Source organism: Nocardioides sp. Soil805 (genome assembly GCF_001429625.1).
Lineage (GTDB): Bacteria > Actinomycetota > Actinomycetes > Propionibacteriales > Nocardioidaceae > Nocardioides.
The window spans coordinates 32,847-46,289 of the sequence record NZ_LMSU01000001.1; the positions used below are offsets into that span (position 1 = coordinate 32,847).

Annotated in this window: 15 protein-coding genes and 1 riboswitch; of the genes, 6 read left to right on the forward strand and 9 right to left on the reverse strand. The window is 73.6% G+C overall.

The window, feature by feature from the left end; translation table 11 throughout:
- The first annotated feature begins 115 nt into the window (after nucleotides 1-115).
- From ASG94_RS00160 to ASG94_RS00180, 5 genes are read left to right on the forward strand one after another with little or no spacing between them, the layout of a single operon-like run.
- Nucleotides 116-1,150: a 2-keto-3-deoxygluconate permease gene (locus ASG94_RS00160; RefSeq protein WP_056924444.1), complete on the forward strand. Its 1,035-nt coding sequence runs from the start codon at nucleotides 116-118 to the stop codon at nucleotides 1,148-1,150.
- Nucleotides 1,147-2,265 (forward strand): four-carbon acid sugar kinase family protein, encoded by a 1,119-nt coding sequence (locus ASG94_RS00165; RefSeq protein WP_056924445.1) that lies wholly within the window; start codon nucleotides 1,147-1,149, stop codon nucleotides 2,263-2,265. The genes ASG94_RS00160 and ASG94_RS00165 overlap by 4 nt, the downstream gene beginning before the upstream one ends.
- Nucleotides 2,262-3,293 carry a 4-hydroxythreonine-4-phosphate dehydrogenase PdxA gene (gene pdxA / locus ASG94_RS00170; protein ID WP_056924446.1) on the forward strand — a complete coding sequence of 344 codons (1,032 nt, stop codon included), beginning with the start codon at nucleotides 2,262-2,264 and terminating at the stop codon, nucleotides 3,291-3,293. Before ASG94_RS00165 ends, pdxA begins: the two co-directional genes overlap by 4 nt.
- A 22-nt stretch (nucleotides 3,294-3,315) precedes the next feature.
- Entirely contained in the window at nucleotides 3,316-4,131 is an 816-nt protein-coding gene (locus ASG94_RS00175; protein ID WP_056924447.1) for a GntR family transcriptional regulator, read from the forward strand.
- Nucleotides 4,132-4,150: 19 nt separating this feature from the next.
- The gene (locus ASG94_RS00180) at nucleotides 4,151-5,098 is read left to right on the forward strand and encodes an aldose 1-epimerase family protein (RefSeq protein WP_056924448.1); all 948 of its coding nucleotides are present in this window, start codon (nucleotides 4,151-4,153) and stop codon (nucleotides 5,096-5,098) included.
- A 13-nt stretch (nucleotides 5,099-5,111) separates the two neighbouring features.
- Here ASG94_RS00180 and ASG94_RS00185 read toward each other — a convergent pair whose 3' ends face one another.
- The 9 genes from ASG94_RS00185 to ribD all read right to left on the reverse strand — a co-directional run bounded on the left by ASG94_RS00185 (nucleotide 5,112) and on the right by ribD (nucleotide 12,189).
- On the reverse strand, nucleotides 5,112-6,404 hold the full coding sequence (locus ASG94_RS00185) for an esterase-like activity of phytase family protein (protein ID WP_056924449.1): 1,293 nt from the start codon (nucleotides 6,402-6,404) through the stop codon (nucleotides 5,112-5,114).
- 52 nt (nucleotides 6,405-6,456) lie between these two features.
- A complete protein-coding gene (locus ASG94_RS00190) occupies nucleotides 6,457-6,879 on the reverse strand; it encodes a PH domain-containing protein (RefSeq protein WP_235537072.1) in 423 nt (140 codons plus the stop codon).
- Nucleotides 6,880-6,889: 10 nt separating this feature from the next.
- Nucleotides 6,890-7,753, reverse strand: coding sequence for an ATP phosphoribosyltransferase (gene hisG / locus ASG94_RS00195; RefSeq protein WP_056924451.1), 864 nt, complete (start codon nucleotides 7,751-7,753; stop codon nucleotides 6,890-6,892).
- The gene (locus tag ASG94_RS00200) at nucleotides 7,740-8,003 is read right to left on the reverse strand and encodes a phosphoribosyl-ATP diphosphatase (RefSeq protein ID WP_056924452.1); all 264 of its coding nucleotides are present in this window, start codon (nucleotides 8,001-8,003) and stop codon (nucleotides 7,740-7,742) included. The genes hisG and ASG94_RS00200 overlap by 14 nt, the downstream gene beginning before the upstream one ends.
- A 24-nt stretch (nucleotides 8,004-8,027) precedes the next feature.
- On the reverse strand, nucleotides 8,028-8,495 hold the full coding sequence (gene ribH / locus ASG94_RS00205) for a 6,7-dimethyl-8-ribityllumazine synthase (RefSeq protein WP_056924453.1): 468 nt from the start codon (nucleotides 8,493-8,495) through the stop codon (nucleotides 8,028-8,030).
- Between the two features lie 70 nt (nucleotides 8,496-8,565).
- Entirely contained in the window at nucleotides 8,566-9,852 is a 1,287-nt protein-coding gene (locus tag ASG94_RS00210) for a bifunctional 3,4-dihydroxy-2-butanone-4-phosphate synthase/GTP cyclohydrolase II (protein ID WP_056924454.1), read from the reverse strand.
- Nucleotides 9,849-10,538: a nicotinamide riboside transporter PnuC gene (pnuC, locus tag ASG94_RS00215; protein ID WP_056924455.1), complete on the reverse strand. Its 690-nt coding sequence runs from the start codon at nucleotides 10,536-10,538 to the stop codon at nucleotides 9,849-9,851. Before pnuC ends, ASG94_RS00210 begins: the two co-directional genes overlap by 4 nt.
- The gene (locus tag ASG94_RS00220; protein WP_056924456.1) at nucleotides 10,535-11,158 is read right to left on the reverse strand and encodes a riboflavin synthase; all 624 of its coding nucleotides are present in this window, start codon (nucleotides 11,156-11,158) and stop codon (nucleotides 10,535-10,537) included. The genes pnuC and ASG94_RS00220 overlap by 4 nt, the downstream gene beginning before the upstream one ends.
- The gene (ribD, locus tag ASG94_RS00225; RefSeq protein WP_056924457.1) at nucleotides 11,158-12,189 is read right to left on the reverse strand and encodes a bifunctional diaminohydroxyphosphoribosylaminopyrimidine deaminase/5-amino-6-(5-phosphoribosylamino)uracil reductase RibD; all 1,032 of its coding nucleotides are present in this window, start codon (nucleotides 12,187-12,189) and stop codon (nucleotides 11,158-11,160) included. Before ribD ends, ASG94_RS00220 begins: the two co-directional genes overlap by 1 nt.
- A gap of 75 nt (nucleotides 12,190-12,264) precedes the next feature.
- Nucleotides 12,265-12,394, reverse strand: a riboswitch (FMN riboswitch).
- A gap of 134 nt (nucleotides 12,395-12,528) precedes the next feature.
- On the opposite strand from ribD, the gene ASG94_RS00230 reads away from it, so the two are divergent.
- Nucleotides 12,529-13,437 (forward strand): hypothetical protein, encoded by a 909-nt coding sequence (locus ASG94_RS00230; protein WP_156411360.1) that lies wholly within the window; start codon nucleotides 12,529-12,531, stop codon nucleotides 13,435-13,437.
- Nucleotides 13,438-13,443 lie beyond the last annotated feature (6 nt).

Consider the following 13,443-nt stretch of genomic DNA (forward strand, 5'->3'; position numbering starts at 1 on the left):
AGCGTAGGGGCCGAGGTGCGCGCGTGTGACCGTTGACACTCGCGGCGCGCCCGTGTCAGAGTGATTTGTACGTACACGTTGTACGTACTATTGGATCGACCAGAACGGACTCCTCATGACGACCACCACCTCCGACCGCGAGGTCCTCCCGATCTACCAGACGATGAACCGCATCCCCGGCGGCCTGATGCTGATCCCGCTGGTGATCGGGTCGGTGCTCGGCACGTTCGCCCCGGGCTTCCTCGGCCTCGGCTCGTTCACCACGGCCCTGTTCCAGGACAGCGCGCTGCCGCTCATCGCGCTGCTCATCTTCGCCACCGGCACCCAGGTGACGCTGAGGACGAGCGGGCCGGTGCTCGCCACGGCGGGCACGGTCCTGCTCTGCAAGAGCATCATCCCGGCCACCCTCGTCATCCTGCTCGGCACCGTGGTCGGCATCGACGGGATCCTCGGCGTCTCGATCCTGGCGCTGCTGGTCGCGGTCGACAACAGCAACGGCGGGCTGTGGCTGGCCTTCACCGGCCGGTACGGCGACAAGCGCGACCGCGGCGCCTACATCGCCTCGGCCCTCAACGACGGGCCGTTCTTCTCGATGCTGTTCCTCGGGGTCTCCGGCCTGGCCGCGATCCCGGTGAGCGCCATGGTCGCCGCGGTCATCCCGTTCGTGCTCGGGATGGTCGTCGGCAACCTCAACCCGTACTGGCGCGAGGTCCTCCGCCCCACCCCCGCCATCGTGATCCCGTTCTTCGCACTCGCCCTGGGCACCGGCATCGACCTCAACAACATCGTCACCGGCGGGGCCGCCGGCATCGCCGTGGGCATCGTGGTCGCACCGGTCACCGGACTGCTGACCTACCTCGGCTACCGCTTCCTGCTGCGCCGCGGCTACCGCTCGGGCATCGGCTTCGCGGCGGGCACGACGGCCGGCAACGCGATCGCCACCCCCGCGATCATCGCGCTGGCCGACCCGCGCTTCGAGCCGTACGTCGAGACGGCGACCGCGCAGGTGGCGGCGTCCGTGCTCGTCACGGCGATCATCGCCCCGCTCCTCGCCTCCGCGGTGCTCAAGCGCCAGGGCGGCCTGCTCACCGAGGAGGAGGTCGCGCGCATCGACGACCTCGAGCTCGGCGTCAAGGAGCCGCAGCTGTGAAGGTGCTCGTCCTCGCCGACGACCTCACGGGAGCCTCCGACACCGTCGTCCAGTTCGCCCGCGCCGGGTGGTCCTCGCTGCTCTCGGTCTCCGGCGGGTGGCGCGAGGAGCCGGTCGAGGAGGCCGTGGCCCTCACCCTGGACACGCGCCGCGACCCGCACGCCGAGCGCGTGACGGCAAGAGCCGCCGCGGAGCTGACGACCGGGACGCTCTACCTCAAGGTCGACTCAACCGTCCGGGGGCGCGTCGCCGAGCAGGTGCGCGGTGCCCTGGCCGGCTACCGGCGGCACCGTCCCGCGGCGTACGCCGTCGTGTGCCCGGCCTACCCCGCGATGGGGCGCACGGTCGTCGACGGTGTCGTGCTCGTCGACGGGGCGCCGGTGCACGAGGGTGCCGCCGGCCGGGACCCGGTCACCCCGGTCACGGAGTCCGACCTCACCCGGCTGCTGCCCGGCAGCGTGCGGGTGGACGCCGACGGCGACCTGGCGGCCGCGCTGCGGACGGCGGGCGCGTCCCACGACGTCGTCGTCGTCGACGCGCGCGACGCCGCGGACGTCGAGCGGGTCGCCGCCGCCGTCGCCGACGTGGGCCCCGACGCGCTGCCCGTCGGCTCGGCCGGGCTCGCCGGAGCCCTCGCCCGGGCCTGGCGACCGGACCGGCCCGTCACCGCGGAGTCGATCGCAGCGTCCGGCACCCGTCGGGCGCTCCTCGTGGTGTCGTCGCTCCACGAGGTCGCCCGGGCACAGGCCGCCACCCTCACCCGGGACCACGCAGGCGACGCCGTCGACCTGCTCATCACGCCCGAGGAGGCGGAGCACGGCGCCGCCGACCGGCGCGCCCACGCCCTCGCCGCCGAGGCCGCGGCGACCCTCGACCGCGGCGAGCACGACCTGCTCGTCCTCGTGGGCGGGGACGGCGCCGCCGCCACCCTCGCCGCTCTGGGTGCCACCGGCATCCGGGTCGTCGACGCCCCCGTCGAGGGCGTCCCCCTGGGCGCCGTCGTCGGCGGTCGCCACGACGGGCTGGCCGTCGCCACCAAGGCCGGCGGCTTCGGCGACCCCTCCACCCTGATCCGCCTGTTCACCGCAGTCCGCGCCCTAGGAGCAACCTCATGACCCTTCCCGTCCTCGGCCTCACCCTCGGCGACGTCGCCGGCATCGGCCCCGAGATCACCCTGCGCACCCTGCTGGAGCACGACGACCTGCGCGCGGAGTGCGTGCCCGTCGTGCTCGGCGACGTCGGCGCCCTGCGTCGAGCCGCCCCGGCGGTCGGGGTCGACCCCTCGGTCGTCGTCGCGATCGCCCACCCCCGGGAGGCGACCAACGACCCCGGGATCGTGGAGGTCGTGCAGGTGGGCCAGCCGATGACCGCGGTGCCGGTGGGCGAGCTCAGCCCGGAGGCCGGCGACGGGTCCTACCGCTTCGTCGTCGCGGCCTGCGACCTGGCCAAGGAGAGGGCGATCGACGGCATCGTCACCGCTCCCCTCAACAAGGCCGCGATGCACGCCGGCGGCCACAAGTACCCCGGCCACACCGAGCTGCTGGCCGAGCAGTTCGGCGTCGAGAACTTCTCCCTGGTGCTCTCCGCCGGCGACCTGTACTTCTTCCACCTCACCACCCACGTCTCGCTGCGGGACGCGATCGGAGGCGTCACCCCCGAGCGCACCCGTGACGTCCTCGACCTCGCGCACGCCTTCGCGGACGCGCTGGGGCGCCCGGAGACGCCGATCGGCGTCGCCGGGCTCAACCCGCACGCCGGCGAGGACCGGCTCTTCGGGGACGAGGACGCCGATGTGCTGGCCCCGGCCATCGAGGCGGCGCGCGAGCGGGGCATCGACGCGCGGGGTCCCCTGCCCGCCGACGCCCTCATCCCCCAGGCCGTCCGCGGGAAGTGGGAGCTGGTGGTGGTCTGCTACCACGACCAGGGCCACGCGCCGTTCAAGGCGGTGTACGGCGACGACGGCGTCAACATCACCGTCGGGCTCCCGGTGGTCCGGGTCTCGGTCGACCACGGCACCGCCTTCGACATCGCCGGCCAGGGCATCGCCCGGGAGGCCAGCCTGGTGCTGGCCGCGCGGCGGGCAGCGGCCCTGGCACCGGGCTGGGACGCGGTGTGGAGGACCGCCTCCCAGGTCAGCGTGTGAGCGCACCCCTAGGCTGGCGCGCGTGAGCCCGTCCGCGACTCCCCGACGCGTCCCGCTGCACTCCCAGGTGGCGCAGTCGCTGCGCCAGCGCCTCGAGAGCCGCGACCTGCGTCCGGGCGACCTCTTCCCGACCGAGGCCGCGCTCCAGGAGGAGTTCGGCGTGTCACGCTCCGTCGTGCGCCAGGCGCTGGCGAGCCTGGAGGCCGACGGCCTCATCCACAAGGTGCAGGGACGGGGGTCGGTGGTGGCCGACCACAGCGAGGTGCACCGAGACGTGCTCTCGCCGGGCCTCACGCTGCGCCCCGGTCACCAGGGGCTCGTCCGCACCAGGGTGACGTCGTACGGGCTGGTCCCGCGCCCGGACCACCTGCACTCGATCACCGGCGACGAGGTGCTCGAGCTCGGCCGGGTGCGGTCGGTGGGCGACGTGGTGCTCAGCTACATCCGCACCTGGCTGCCCGCGGACGTGGCGGACGCCGTCGCGGAGGCCGACCTCGAGGACGCGTCCCTGCACCAGCTCCTCGCCGAGCGCCTCGGACGACAGGTCGCCGGCGGCCGCAACCAGATCCGGGCGGTGGCCGCGACCCAGCGGCTGGCGGAGCGTCTCGGCGTCGTCGAGGGCTCCCCGCTGCTCCTGCTCGAGGGTCGCAGCGTGGACCGGGACGGTGCCACGCTGGAGGAGTTCTCGACGTGGCACCGCGGCGACCAGGCGGCGTTCGACGTCGAGGCGATGCCGCCGTCCGCCCGCGACGGGGCACCGCCCGACCGCGAGCGGATCGAGCGTCTCGCCGACACGGTGCAGGACGTGCTGGCCGAGCTGGAGCAGCTGCGCCGCTGACCCCCCTAGGGTGTCGCGCATGTCTTCTTCACACCGTGTCGCGCCGAGCGGCGACCAGTACGAGATCACGGCCGCCGGGTACCGGGCGGTGGTCACCGAGAGCGGGGGCGCCCTGCGCGTCCTCGAGCACGGCGGGCGCGCCCTGGTCGACGGGTTCGGCGAGGACGAGATGTCCGCGGGCGGCCGCGGCCAGCTGCTCATGCCGTGGACCAACCGCATCCGCGACGGCCGCTACTCCTTCGGTGGACGCGACCACCAGCTCGCCCTCACCGAGCCGAAACGCTCCCACGCCTCCCACGGCCTGGCCCGGTGGGCGGCGTGGACGCTGGAGGAGCACACCGCCAACTCGGTGTCGCTGGTCTACCGCGTGATGGCGCAGAGCGGCTACCCGTGGGCCGTGGACCTGCACGTGCTCTACGACCTCGGCGCCGACGGGCTGACGGTCACCCAGACGGCGACGAACCTGAGCGGCGAGCCCGCGCCGTACGCCTGCGGGGCCCACCCCTACCTGTGCGTGGGCGACGGCATCGACCACCTCGAGCTCACCCTGCCCGCCGGCACCCGCACCGTCGCCGACGACCGGCTCATCCCCGTGGAGACGGTGCCGGTGGACGCCGAGCACGACTTCCGCACCGCCCGAGTCGTCGGGACGACCGCCTTCGACGAGGCGTACGGCGACCTGTCGCGCACCGACGGCGTCGCCACCGCGACGCTGCGCGACCCGGGGACCGGCAACGGCGTGGCCCTGTGGGTGGACGAGCGGCTCCCCTGGCTCCAGGTCTACAGCGCCGACGACGCGGCCGGGCGCGAGCGCCGCTCGCTCGCGGTGGAGCCGATGACCGCGCCCGCGGACGCCTTCAACTCGGGCGTCGACCTGGTGACGCTGGCGCCGGGCGGCGAGGCGGGCGACGAGCTGTCGGTGACGTGGGGCATCCAGGCCCTGCTCGCCAGCGACGAGACCGACTGAGGGCCACTGCCGCTCAGCCGCGGGGCAGCAGGCGGCGGTCGACCCTGAGCGGCCGCGGCAGGGTGATCTCGAGGTACTCGTTGGCGTCCGGCTCCGTGGTCGAGCGCCCACCCGTGGCCGGGAAGTTGTTGTCGTTCATCACCGCGATCGTGCGGGCATCGATCAGCTCGACGTCCTCGATGGTGAAGAACGGGAAGGTGAACGGGTCGCCGTACGGCGAGAGGCCGTCCGGGTTGGCGACGTCCATCAGGTCCACGAGCAGACGCTTGGAGACCCAGCCGTCGCCGTCGGTGTCGCGCAGGTCGACGAGGTAGATCCGCTTGAACGCCGCCGCGGGCCCCTGCTCGTTGTCGCGCTCGATCACCAGCGCCTCGTGCTGGTTGACCATCACGAAGTCGCCGAGCGCGTGGGCCTTGCTCTCCATCTGGTAGCGCAGGACGTCGTCCTCGAACTCACCCTTGCGCACCGTGTAGATCCGCAGCGCCCGGTCCATCCCGGCGGCGACGTCCTCGGCGGTCGCGCCCTCCAGCATCGGGTGCAGGACCCGACCGTGGGGGCTGATCGCCAAGCCCTCGTAGCCCTTGGAGCCGGGCAGGTTGGGCGTCGCCGTCCCCAGCGTCGGGTTGGACGGGCTCTTCACGCCCGGCGTGGCGACGGGCGGCTCGAGGAGCACGCCGTCGGCGTCCAGGTGGAGCAGGTAGGGCCCGAACTCCTCGCCCACCCAGATCGACCCGTCCGGCGCGACCTGGATCGACTCGGGGTCGAAGTCCCACCCGGTGAGCAGGCGGTCCGGCGCGGGGCAGGTGTAGCCCGCAGGCAGCGACGCCGCGGCTGCGCACCCGCCGTCGCGCCACGTCGGCCAGGGGATGAGGCGGTCCGGGTCGCTGAAGGTGAGCACGGTCTCGTCGTACGTCGTGGTGCCGTCGCCGTCCGCGGCGTCCGTCTCGGGGGTGATCCGATGCGCGGACAGCAGGAAGTCGGCGCTGTTGGCCTTGGCCCCGAACCCGTTGTCGGACAGGACCAGGAAGGACCCGTCGCCGAGGGCGTGGGTGCCCGAGAAGCCCTGGACCGGCTGGCCGGGGTAGGGCCGCGGCACCGCCGTCGTACCGGTGACGAAATGGCCGCTGGGCTCGCTGTCGGCGACGTAGGTCTCGGCGTCGAGCACCGACCACGCGGAGAGGACCGCACCACCCGGGTCGGCGGGCGAGCCGTGCGGCTGCCCGGACGCGGGACCGACCGTGCCGGTCGTGCCGGTGAGCAGGACGGTCACGGCGGCAAGGGTCAGGTGGCGGGCTCGCAGGCGCATGGGCCGACCCCACCAGCCCCCCGTGTCCGGACGGTGACGCCCCGGCGAAGACTCAGCGATCGATGAGGGCCCGCAGCGCGTGCACCGCGGTGCGGGCGCGGTCGCCGTCGGAGCCCTGGATGGCCAGCACCGACATGGTCGTGCCGTCCGCCAGGTCCAGGGTCGCCCACGGCGCTCCCTGCGGCAGCCTCACGGCCACCACCTGCGCCCAGTCGTAGACGTGGCGGCGGTAGCCGTTGACCACCGTGAGCCCGACCTCGTCGGCCACCACGCGGGAGCGCGCCAGCGCGTAGGCCACCGACCCGGCGAGCAGGCCGAGCGCGACCAGCGTGGACCGCTGGAAGAAGGTGAACCGGGCCCGGATCGAGGGGTCGAAGCCGAACCACGCGAACGCGCAGATGGCCACCAGCATCCCGCCGAAGAAGACCACGGCGAGGCGCACGCCCAACGGGCGCCACGTGTGCGGGAGCGCCACGATGGCCCCCTCAGATGCGGCAGGCATGGATGTCGGTGAGCAGGATCGCCCGGGCCCCGAGGTCGTAGAGCTCGTCCATGAGTCGCTGGGCTCCCGCCCGCGGCACCATGGCGCGCACCGCGACCCAGCCCTCGCGGCCGAGGGGGGAGATCGTGGGCCCCTCCAGCCCCGGCGTCATCGCGACCGCCTTGTCGAGCCGGTCGCGGGAGATGTCGTAGTCCATCATCACGTAGCTGCGGGCCACGAGGACGCCCTCGATGCGCCGCATGAAGACCTCGAAGCCGGGCGGGGTGTCGCCGTTGCGGGAGATGAGCACGGCCTGGGAGTCCAGGACCACCTCGCCGAAGGTCTCGAGGCCGGCCGCGCGCAGGGTCGAGCCGGTCTCCACCACGTCGGCGATCACGTCGGCGACCCCGAGCTGGATGCTCGTCTCGACCGCGCCGTCGAGCCGGGTCACGGTCGCGTCGATGCCGCGCTCGGCGAGGAACGACCGCACGATCCCGACGTACGACGTGGCGATGCGGGTGCCCTCGAGCTCCTCGAGCGTGGAGTAGCGCCCGGCCGGGCCGGCGAAGTGGAAACGGCTGCGACCGAAGCCGAGCTCGCGGACCTCGACGGCCTTCGCGCCGGAGTCGCGCAGCAGGTCGCGACCGGTGATGCCGACGTCGAGGGTGCCCTCGCCGACGTACAGCGCGATGTCGCGCGGGCGGAGGTAGAAGAACTCGACGCCGTTGTCGGCATCGACGAGCGCGAGCTCCTTGGAGTCGCTGCGCTGGCGGTAGCCGGACTCCTTGAGGATCTCCGACGCGGCCAGCGACAGGGCGCCCTTGTTGGGGACGGCGACACGCAGGAGGCCGGTCTCAGAGGTGCTCATAGACGTCCTCCAACGTGATGTCGGCGGCGATCATCAGCACCTGCACGTGGTAGAGCAGCTGGCTGAGCTCCAGCGCGGTGGCTTCCTTGCCCTCGTGCTCGGCGGCCATCCACGACTCGGCCGCCTCCTCGACGAGCTTCTTGCCGATCGCGTGGACACCCGCGTCGAGCTGCTGCACGGTGCCGGATCCCTCGGGTCGGGTCTGGGCCTTCTCGTTGAGCTCGGCCCAGAGCTCCTCGAACGTCTTCACGGGTGGCAAGCCTACGGGCGCGGGTCAGGCGAGCCCGGCGAGGGTCCGGGCAGTGGCCAGCGCCGCGGCGGTGGCCTCCCAGCCCTTGTCCTCGCTGGAGCCCTCGAGACCGGCCCGGTCCAGCGCCTGCTCGTCGGTGTCGCAGGTCAGGACGCCGAACCCGACGGGGATGCCGTGGTCGAGGGCGACCCGGGTGAGGCCGTCGGTGGCGGCCGAGCAGACGTACTCGAAGTGCGGGGTGCCGCCACGGATGACGACACCCAGGGCGACCACGGCGTCGTAGTCCTCGGCGAGGGCGTCGGCGACGACCGGGAGCTCGAAGGTCCCGGGGACCCGGACGATCTCCGCATCGGTGACGCCGTGGGCGTCGAGGGCGCGCTGCGCGCCGGCCAGCAGCCCGTCCATCACCTCGGTGTGCCAGCTGGCGGCCACCACGGCCACGCTGAAGTCGCTGGCGTCGAACGCCGCCTCGGCGGGGGCTCCGTGCTTCATGCGGGGTCCCCGAGGCGTTGTTCGACGGCGGAGCGAAGCGGGGGAGGCGAAGAAGGTCTTGGGGTGCGGATCATTGGTGCAGCTCCTCGGTGATGGTCGCAGCGTCGGGGTCGGCGTCGGGGTCGTGGAGGCCGCCCAGGCCGGGCAGGTCGTGGCCCATGCGGTCGCGCTTGGTCTCGAGGTAGGCGCGGTTGGCGTCGGTGGGGTGCATGGCGAGCGGCACCCGCTCGGCCACCTCGATGCCGAAGTCCTCGAGGCTGGCGGTCTTGTCGGGGTTGTTGGTCAGCAGCCGGACCCGGGTCACCCCGAGGTCGCGCAGCACCTGGGTGGCGGTGCCGTAGTGCCGGGCGTCGGCCGGCAGGCCGAGGTCGAGGTTGGCGTCCACGGTGTCGCGCCCGCCGTCCTGGAGCTCGTAGGCCTGCAGCTTGGCCACCAGGCCGATGCCACGACCCTCGTGCCCGCGCAGGTAGACGACCACGCCGCGTCCCTCCTCCACGATGCGGGCCATCGCCTCCTGGAGCTGGGGACCGCAGTCGCAGCGGTGGCTGCCGAAGACGTCGCCGGTGAGGCACTCCGAGTGCACCCGGGTGAGGACGGGCTCGTCGCCGGACAGGTCGCCGTGGACGAGCGCGACGTGCTCACTGTCGTCGATGGTGATGCGATAGCCGTACGCCGTGAAGTCGCCGTGCGCGGTGGGCAGCCGGGTCTCGGCCACCCGCTCGACGTGCCGCTCGTGCCGGCGTCGGTAGCGCACGAGGTCCTCGATGGAGATCATCGCCAGCCCGTGCTCGTCGGCGAAGGCCCGCAGCTCGGGGGCCCGCTTCATGGTGCCGTCGTCGTTGACCACCTCGACCAGCACGCCCGCGGGGGTCAGGCCGGCGAGGGTGGCCAGGTCGACGGCCGCCTCGGTGTGGCCGCGGCGTACGAGCACCCCTCCCTCCCGGTAGCGCAGCGGGAAGACGTGGCCGGGCCGGGTGAGGTCGCCGGGCTCGGTCGCCGAGTCGGCCAGCACACGTGCGGTGTGGGCACGGTCGGCGGCGCTGATCCCCGTGCTGACGCCGTCCTTGGCGTCCACCGAGATGGTGTAGGCGGTGCGCAGCTTGTCCTTGTTGTGGGGCGTCATCAGGGGGATCTCGAGACGCTCCAGCATGTCGCCGGGCATCGGCACGCAGATGACGCCGCTGGAGTGACGGATGGTGAAGGCCATCAGCTCCGGGGTCGCCTTCGACGCCGCGAAGATGATGTCACCCTCGTTCTCGCGGTCCTCGTCGTCGACCACGACCACGCACCGGCCCGCCGCGATGTCCGCGACCGCCCGCTCGACGGGGTCCAGCCGGACGCGTCCCGGGGCGCTCATGCCGCCACCGTCTCGACCTGCGGGTCGGTCGGCGCCGCGCTGCGCGCGCTCGCACGCATCCACACGATGAAGCCGATCACCACGAAGGCGGCGTACACGAGGTACATCGTGGCGGTCGGGTAGTAGCCGGCCTGGACGAGCGTCGTCACGCCGACGACGTCGACCAGCATCCACACGATCCAGAACTCCACCCAGCCGCGCGCCATGCCGTACGTCGCGAGCATGGACCCGGCGAGGATCCACGCCTCGGTGGCCGGCCCCCACGAGCCGATCTCGCGCAGGACGACGAAGGCCACCGCGTACGCCACGACCCCGCTGGCCAGCAGCTGGCCGCGCTCGGTCCAGGTCGCCCACCGCGGGGTGATGGCCCCGCCGTCGGCGGCGCCGCCGGCACGCCGCGAGCGCGACCAGCGCACCCAGCCGTAGAGCGCCACCGCGGCGAAGAAGACCTGGCGTCCGGCCTGACCCCACAGGGGCTCGGCCACGACGCCGCTGAGCTCGCCCGAGGCGAAGACCACGAAGAGCAGCACGTTGCCGACCAGCCCGATGGGCCACGCCCACACGAGCCGCTTCATGCCGAGGATCGCGCTGGCGAGCCCGAAGAGGTTGCCGATCACCTCGGGGACGCTGAGCGTCCCTCGGGGGACGGCGATGGTGCCGTGGATCAGCCACTCGAGGAGGTTCATCGGTCCTGCTTCCTGTCCTGCGTGGGGATGAGGCCGCCCTGCAGCAGCTTCTCGACGTGCTTGGCGATGATGTCGGCCTCGAGGTTGACGCGGTCGCCGACCGCGCGCCGGCCCAGGGTGGTGCGGGCCAGCGTCTCGGGGATGAGGGAGACGGTGAAGCTCTGCTCCCCCGCCTCGACGACGGTCAGGCTCACGCCGTCGACGGTGATCGAGCCCTTGTCGACGAGGTACGGCGCGAGGTGCGGCGGCAGGGAGACCTCGACGACCTCCCAGTGCTCGCTGGGGGTGCGCCGGAGGACCTCTCCGACACCGTCCACGTGGCCCTGGACGATGTGGCCGCCCAGGCGGGTCTGCGGGGTGACGGCGCGCTCGAGGTTGACCGTGTCGCCGGGCCGGGCTCCGGCCAGCGAGGTCTTGTCGAGGGTCTCGGCCATCACGTCGGCCGACCAGGTGCCGTCGCCGAGGTCGGTGACGGTCAGGCAGCAGCCGTTGACGGCGATGGAGTCGCCGAGCCGGGTGTCCTCGAGCACCGTCGCGGCGCTGATGGAGAGCCGCAGGGCGTCGCCCTGGTCCTCGATCGCGGCGACGGTGCCGAGCTCTTCGACGATGCCGGTGAACATCAGGGGGTCCTCTCGAGGGTCAGTCGGACGTTGGCGTCGGCGCCGGTGCCGACGACCGCGGCCTGCCGGATCCGGAAGCGGATCTGGTCGGCGATGGTGGTGATGCCGAGGTCGCCCACCGTGCTCGTCCCGGCGCCCAGCAGGCTGGGGGCGACGTAGGCGACGACCTCGTCGACGAGGCCGGCGGACAGGAAGGCCGCGGCCAGGGCCGGCCCGCCCTCCAGCCACACGTGCCTGCGGCCGCGCTCGTGGAGCTCGCGCAGGGCCTCGGCGGGCTCACGGGTGCGCAGCTGCAGGGTCTCGGCGTGGTTGTTGAGGATCCGCCGGTCGGGGGCGAGGTCCCGCAGCCCCATCACGGCCCGCAGGGGCTGGTGGCGCACCGGGCGGTCCCAGTTGTCGCGGACGGTCAGCAACGGGTCGTCGACCTCGACCGTGCCGGTGCCGACCATGAGCACGTCGCACTCGGCACGGAGCCGGTGCGTGTCCTGGCGGGCCGGCTCGCTGGAGATCCAGCGGCTCGTGCCGTCGGCGGCGGCGCTGCGGCCGTCGAGGGTGGTGGCGAGCTTCCACGTGACGAAGGGGCGGTCGTGCTCGATGGCGAACGTCCAGGCCCGGTTGAGCCGCGCAGCCTCGTCGGCGAGCACGCCGGCCTCGACCTCCACCCCGGCGGCGCGCAGCGCCTCGGCGCCGCCGGCCGCCTCGGGGTTGGGGTCGGCCTGGGCGAGGACGACGCGGCGCACGCCGGCGGCGAGGAGGGCCTCGACGCAGGGGCCGGTGCGTCCCGTGTGGTTGCACGGCTCCAGGGTCACGACGGCGGTGGTCCCGCGCGCGGCGTCACCGGCCTCGGTGAGGGCGGCGACCTCGGCGTGCGGCGTACCGGCTCCGCGGTGGAAGCCCTCCGCGACCTCGGTGCCGTCGTCGGCCAGCAGCACGCAGCCGACCCGGGGATTGGGTCCGAGCGGGACGCCGGGGGTGGCGGCGATCTGCAGGGCGCGCCGCATCGCGGCGGTCTCCGCCGGTGTCGCACCCATCGCCGTCCCTCTCGTCCGTGGTCTCGGACTCCGGGGGGTGCGGGCGCGCGCGCCGCGTCGGGACGGGTGCGTCGCCTGCGTGCACTTCTCATCCGGACTGTGACCGTCGGTCCAGGAGTTCCACCTGGTCAACCGGCCACTGGCAGTGGTCGGGTCGCGGACTGTGACCGCCGGTGCGGAGTTTCACCGCCCCCAGAGCACGCTTGCTCGTGGACGGAACTCTGCCACACCCCGGCGCATTCCCGGACGGGGTGTCCGCGTGGCGTGGACCACTCGCCGACCGCCGCACCCCACCGTCGCGATCGACAACTCCGGCGGCCTCCCCCGCGTCAGAGCGGCATGAGAAGACTCCTCGTCCCCGTGCTGGTCGTCGCCGCCCTCACCGCGGCGTGCGGGCCGGGCGGTGCTGCGCAGGGTGGCGGCGGATCGCACGGCCCCGCCCCAGAGGGGCGGCGGGCCGCAGCGCCGCTGCCCTCGAGCGCGCAGTCCGCCGCCACCGTGGCCAGGCCGACACCGCAGGAGATCTCCCTCGACGAGCGGTCGGTCCTGCTCGACGTCGTGGTGACGCCCCGGCCGGACGGGCTGCGGGTCGTCTCCTGGTGGGGCTGCGTCGAGACCGGGTGCCGCGGGCGCCGGGCCATCGCCACCGTCGCCACCAGCGACGACGGCCTCACCACGGCGTCGTACGAGCCCTGGAGCCGGCGCCGCTGGCAGGCGTACGCCGGGGCGCGCGACGCGGTCCCCTCGGTGCCGGCCCTCGACGGCCTGCTCCAGCAGCCGGTGAGGTCGATGGCGCCCGGTGGCGCGGAGGGGACGCAGGTCGTGGTGGCGGGCGGTGACGGGGCCACGCTGCTGCCGTTCGAGGTCGCCGCCCGGACCACCGACCACGGAGGGTCCTGGGAGACGTACGACGTCGACCTCGGCGGCGAGGTCCTCGCCTACCAGTCGGGGGCGGTCGGTCTCGCGGACGGCCGGCTCCTGGTGCTCCTCGACCACTTCAGCGACGAGACGCTCGCCCGGCCGGCGGACCGCTGGCACGGCCTGTGGGCCAGCGACGGCGGCGACTGGTCGACGTACGCACCCCACCGGGCGGAGTTCGAGCCGCCGCTCGGGCCGGCCCCGGGCGGCTGGTCACCGGTCGTCGCGCTCGACGCCCGGCAGGACGTGGCCTGGGTGCGCACGTGGGACAGCCGGCTCTACGTGTCGAGGGACGACGCGGCGACGTTCCGGCAGGTCCGGGCGCGCTGAGGTCCC

Bases quoted from the DNA above. Each gene is read 5' to 3' on its own strand.
- ribD (WP_056924457.1), bottom strand. From the start codon at position 12,189: ATGGGTGCGACACCGGCGGAGACCGCCGCGATGCGGCGCGCCCTGCAG.
- ASG94_RS00210 (WP_056924454.1), bottom strand. From the start codon at position 9,852: ATGAGCGCCCCGGGACGCGTCCGGCTGGACCCCGTCGAGCGGGCGGTC.
- pdxA (WP_056924446.1), top strand. From the start codon at position 2,262: ATGACCCTTCCCGTCCTCGGCCTCACCCTCGGCGACGTCGCCGGCATC.
- ASG94_RS00160 (WP_056924444.1), top strand. From the start codon at position 116: ATGACGACCACCACCTCCGACCGCGAGGTCCTCCCGATCTACCAGACG.
- hisG (WP_056924451.1), bottom strand. From the start codon at position 7,753: ATGAGCACCTCTGAGACCGGCCTCCTGCGTGTCGCCGTCCCCAACAAG.
- ASG94_RS00230 (WP_156411360.1), top strand. From the start codon at position 12,529: ATGAGAAGACTCCTCGTCCCCGTGCTGGTCGTCGCCGCCCTCACCGCG.
- ASG94_RS00180 (WP_056924448.1), top strand. From the start codon at position 4,151: ATGTCTTCTTCACACCGTGTCGCGCCGAGCGGCGACCAGTACGAGATC.
- ASG94_RS00185 (WP_056924449.1), bottom strand. From the start codon at position 6,404: ATGCGCCTGCGAGCCCGCCACCTGACCCTTGCCGCCGTGACCGTCCTG.
- ASG94_RS00220 (WP_056924456.1), bottom strand. From the start codon at position 11,158: ATGTTCACCGGCATCGTCGAAGAGCTCGGCACCGTCGCCGCGATCGAG.
- ribH (WP_056924453.1), bottom strand. From the start codon at position 8,495: ATGAAGCACGGAGCCCCCGCCGAGGCGGCGTTCGACGCCAGCGACTTC.
- pnuC (WP_056924455.1), bottom strand. From the start codon at position 10,538: ATGAACCTCCTCGAGTGGCTGATCCACGGCACCATCGCCGTCCCCCGA.